General features: G+C 67.0%; 5 protein-coding genes. All 5 read left to right on the top strand.

From position 1 onward, the window contains the following. The 5 genes from ACNPM4_RS10285 (at nucleotide 1) to ACNPM4_RS10305 (ending at nucleotide 4,264) form a co-directional block, all read left to right on the top strand. Complete coding sequence (locus ACNPM4_RS10285) at nucleotides 1-2,013, top strand: iron ABC transporter permease (RefSeq protein WP_448985596.1); 2,013 nt, start codon at nucleotides 1-3, stop codon at nucleotides 2,011-2,013. A gap of 233 nt (nucleotides 2,014-2,246) precedes the next feature. Continuing rightward, entirely contained in the window at nucleotides 2,247-2,432 is a 186-nt protein-coding gene (locus ACNPM4_RS10290; protein WP_448985597.1) for a hypothetical protein, read from the top strand. Nucleotides 2,433-2,458: 26 nt separating this feature from the next. Further along, nucleotides 2,459-3,400, top strand: coding sequence for a hypothetical protein (locus tag ACNPM4_RS10295; RefSeq protein ID WP_448985598.1), 942 nt, complete (start codon nucleotides 2,459-2,461; stop codon nucleotides 3,398-3,400). After that, nucleotides 3,397-3,762, top strand: coding sequence for a hypothetical protein (locus ACNPM4_RS10300; protein ID WP_448985599.1), 366 nt, complete (start codon nucleotides 3,397-3,399; stop codon nucleotides 3,760-3,762). Before ACNPM4_RS10295 ends, ACNPM4_RS10300 begins: the two co-directional genes overlap by 4 nt. Nucleotides 3,763-4,102: 340 nt before the next feature. Beyond that, a complete protein-coding gene (locus ACNPM4_RS10305; protein WP_448985600.1) occupies nucleotides 4,103-4,264 on the top strand; it encodes a hypothetical protein in 162 nt (53 codons plus the stop codon). Nucleotides 4,265-4,468: the final 204 nt, after the last annotated feature.

Genomic DNA, 4,468 nt, shown 5'->3' on the forward strand with positions numbered 1-4,468 from the left:
GTGGCGGTGGGACGCCGGCCGGGCGCTCTGCTGACGGGCATCGGGGTGCTCGTCGCCCTCGCGGTCGTGCTCGTCGCCGTCGCCTGCTGGCATCTCACCCAGGGCACGAGCGGTGCCGTGTTCGCTGACACAGAGGTGCTGTGGGGGTCGCGGGTTCCACGCCTCGCCGCGGGCATCGCCGTGGGGGTGGCGCTCGGCGTCGCCGGCATCCTCCTCCAGTCGCTCGCCCGCAACGCTCTGGCCTCGCCGGACACGCTGGGCGTGACCGCCGGTGCCTATCTCGCGGTGACGGCACTCGCGGCGTTCGGCATCGCGGTGCCGGTGTGGGCGTCGGGCGCTGTCGCGTTCGCCGGCGGCCTCATCGCCGCGGGGATCGTGCTCGGCCTCGCCGGTGGTGCGGGGTCGTCGACCACGCGGCTGATCCTCGCGGGCACGGCCCTCGCGCTCGCATTCCAGGCCGGCACTTCGACCCTGCTCATCCTCTTCGACGAGGAGACCAAGGGGCTGCTGGCGTGGGGAAGCGGCAGCCTGTCGCAGCTCGGGCTGACCGCGTTCCTGCAGGCGGCACCCGTCGTGGTCGTGGTGACGGCCGCGGCCCTGCTGCTCGCGCGGCGGTTCGACATCCTGGCGCTCGGCGACGACACGGCATCCTCCCTGGGTGTGCCGATCCGCTCGACCCGGGCCATCGGAATCCTGCTCGCCGTCACGCTCACCGCGGTGTCGGTGACGCTCGCGGGGCCGATGGGCTTCGTCGGGCTGTGTGCGCCCGTGCTCGCCCGTCTGCTGACGCGGGTGGTGCCGAGTCTGAACCGCCATCTGCTCCTGATCCCGGCGGCCGGCCTCCTCGGCGCGATCGTCGTGATCCTCTCGGATGCTCTGCTGCGGGCGATCATCGGGGCCGAGGCGGCGATCCTCATCCCGACCGGCGTCGCGACCACGCTCCTCGGAGCCATCGTGCTCGTGCTCATGGCGCGGCGCCTGCGCGATGCCGGTCCGACGCGAGAGCCTCCGCGGGTGCGGTTCGGCGTGCGCAGCCGACTCCGGTTCCGCATCACCATGGTGGTCGTCGTGCTCGGCGTGATCGGGGTGCTGTTGCTCGGCCTGCTCGCCGGGCACACCTGGCTGCTGACCGGCGACATCGCGCTGTGGCTTCAGGGCGAAGCTCCCCCCGCGATCGCCTTCGCGCTGGACGAGCGGGCGCCGCGCATCGCGGCCGCGGTCGTGGCGGGTGGGGCGCTCGCGCTGTCCGGCGCCATCATCCAGGGGGTCAGCCGGAACCCGCTCGCCGACCCGAGCATCCTCGGCGTCACGGGCGGCGGCGGCCTCGGCGCGGTGCTCGTGATCACGAGTGCCGTCTCGTCCACCGCGGGCATGATCGCGGGTGCCATCGCCGGGGCGCTGCTGGCCTTCGCCCTCGTGTACCTGCTGTCGTGGCGCGGCGGCTTGAACGCCGACAGGTTCCTGTTGATCGGCATCGGCGTCTCGTACTTCACCGTGTCGCTCACGACCTTCTTCCTGCTGAGGTCGAACCCCTGGGACACCCCGAAGATCTACACCTGGCTGTCGGGCACCACGTACGGCCGCGTGTGGGAGCAGGTGCTGCCGCTGGCGATCGTCCTGGCCATCGCGCTGCCGTTCGTGGTGATGAGCCGACGCGAGCTCGACGTGCTGTCGCTCGACGAGGACACTCCGCGACTCGTCGGCATCCGCCTCGAGCCCGTGCGGCTGACGCTGCTGGTCGTGGCGGCGGTGCTCGCGGCGCTCAGCGTGACGGCGATCGGTGTGATCGGCTTCGTCGGGCTCGTTGCCCCGCATGCCGCACGCGCGCTCGTCGGTGCCAGGCACGCCAGGGTGATCCCGGTCGCGGTGCTGCTGGGCGGGCTGCTCGTCGGCGTCGCGGACACCATCGGCCGCACGGTCATCGCCCCCGCGCAGCTTCCGGCCGGACTCGTGGTGGCGCTGATCGGAGCCCCGTACTTCGTCTGGCTGCTCTGGCGCTCGCGCGACGCCTGACGCGTAGCCTCGTAACAGCTACTCGTGACGCGTCCGGTCGGCGGTCCCCACACCCGCCCAGAAGCGATGCGTGGTGAGGGGCCCGCTCCTCGCGCGACGCGGGCGCCCCGGCGAGGCCGCAGGATCAAGGCTGTGATCCCGGACCCACGCGACCAACGAGGTCCTCGGCAACGTCGCGGCCGCCGTGGCGCCAGGCCCGACGAACTCAATACCGCCGACTACAAGAACGTAGCGTGACCGAAAGCCGCTTCTCTCGCACCGAGCAATGGCGAGGCATTGCCACTCTGCACGACAAACACGTGATCGACGATCGCACCGCCATGCCCACCCGCGCCACCATCGCCTGGATGAGAAAAGGACTGCAGGGCTTCTCGGCGATGGAAAGCGCGCTTTCTGGACACGGGGTGGCGTCAGGATAGCTACGCGGTGAACGTACGGGTGTCCTGTGCACGCTGAAACCGCCGTCACGGCTGAGCTCGCTCGCGCGTCTGGTCCGATCTCGCCAGTCGTGGGGCTAGGCCGGACGATCATCGCGGTCGCCCAAGCCAGCGTCTTTCTCTTCTCCGACGTCAGAAGCTTCTTCGTGCCCGTGGGCGGGGTGACCTTCGAGGACAAGTGCGATTCGATGCTCGGAGGAGTGTCGTTGTTCTGCGTTGGCGCGCCTCCGGGACTCATCGCGGCCGTGTCTGTTGTCGTCCTCCTGGTAACAGCAAGCGGATTTGCGCCCAGATTCACCTGTATTCCGCACGCATACGTCAGCTTGTCTTTCGTCGGTGTCCTTTCACTGCCGGATGGCGGGGACATCATCGCGTCGACCGTCTCTCTGTTGTTCGTATTCGTCTTCATTGGAGACCCGCGGCTGTGGCACTGGACAACAGGGGCTTCCTCGTCAGCGATGCTTCGCGGGGTTTCGATCGGGGGACAGCTCGCGATCCGGGCTCAGGTCGCGTTCATCTACTTCAACAGTGCGACCGCGAAGTTTGCCGTCGATACCTGGGCCGACGGATCACAGATGTACTACGTAACCAGGCAAGAGATGTTTGGAGCAGCGGGGGCGCTAGGCGATGTTGCGCGCCAGCTGACGGCTATACCGGTCTTCACCCTGGCCGCCACGTGGGGAGCGATCGTTCTTGAACTGTGCATCGCGCTACTCGTCTTTGTTCCAAAGAAGAACGCGGCACGAGGGGCGCTGGCCTCCACACTGTTCTTGCACGTCCTCATCATCGCCCTGATCGGCATCGCAAGCTTCGGTCTCGTGATGATCGGGGTCGTCGTGTGTGCGGTCGGAGCCCGGTTCGATAGCGTGGGGGACATCGTCGCATGGCAACGGTGGCGGCCTCAGCTTGGGGAATCGATACGCAATGGTCGGGCGGAGAGGGTGAGATGAGCGGACGTACGACAGTCATGATTCGAGATCACGACGTCGTCGTGACTCCGCGCGGCTTCGACCGGATCTGGTGCGTCCGGCGCCGCGTCGTGTTTCCGATCGGGAGCATTCGGGACGTCAGAGTGGAAGATGCGCCGTATCGCGTGCCAACAGGCTGGCGTGGGCCGGGGCTGGACTTCGCTGCGAAGCTCTGCGGTACTTTTCACCCGAACGGCGAACGCCACTTTTGGAACTACTCGGGCAAGGGAGATGCGCTCGAGATCGTCCTGGACAAAGGTCAGCACTTTCAGAAGCTGTACCTCTCAGTGGAGAACGCAGACGTCATGCGTGACCAGCTGCTGACCCTTCGCTCTCAGAGATGAGCCTCTGGCTCGTATGTGCAGGGCCCGGCAGGTAGAGAGCGTGGAGTACCTCTCCCTCTAGATGCAACACCGCTAACGCTTTCATGAGTGTGCTGAGCTTCGGATCTGTAGGATGACCAGGATCCTGCTGCGGATGCTCAAGACTCCGGTAGGTGGGGATCGAGCAGTCCATCTGTTGAGTTACCGCCTCCTGGCTGAGGCCATTTTGTTGCCGATACTCCTGCAGATGGCTTGCCAGGAGATTCATGACACGTGACGGCATACCTAACTCCTCAGAAACGCTGAGCAAACGAGCCTTCCACGGTCCGTCATTGATCTCCAGATACTCCGCTTTCTGTTGATGGCACGACTCGGTAGCCGGTTCGCGCCGATGCTGCTCGACCTGGCGGGCACCGGCTACTACGTCACTGTCGTCCACGCGCTCGGGGCGGACGCGGCAAGTCAGAACTGGGAAGCGGAGGACGAGCAGGATCGCATCCAGCGCGACCACTTCCGGAGTTAGAGCGCGATGTGGAGCGCCTGCGCGTGCGCGCCGCCTGTGCCCGGCGTATCGCGGAGGACATCGAGCGACAGCTCGGGATCGATCCTGTCTCTGAAGTACGCATTGCGTCGAGTCCCATCTGCTTCTGCGGAGCAGCGCCCTGCACATCCATGGTTGTCGCGTGCACGCGGTCAGGCGAGGCAGGTCTGGGCGCAGCCTCGGCGA

Source organism: Microbacterium umsixpiens (assembly GCF_053543675.1).

Bases quoted from the DNA above. Each gene is read 5' to 3' on its own strand.
- ACNPM4_RS10305 (WP_448985600.1), top strand. From the start codon at position 4,103: ATGGCACGACTCGGTAGCCGGTTCGCGCCGATGCTGCTCGACCTGGCG.
- ACNPM4_RS10300 (WP_448985599.1), top strand. From the start codon at position 3,397: ATGAGCGGACGTACGACAGTCATGATTCGAGATCACGACGTCGTCGTG.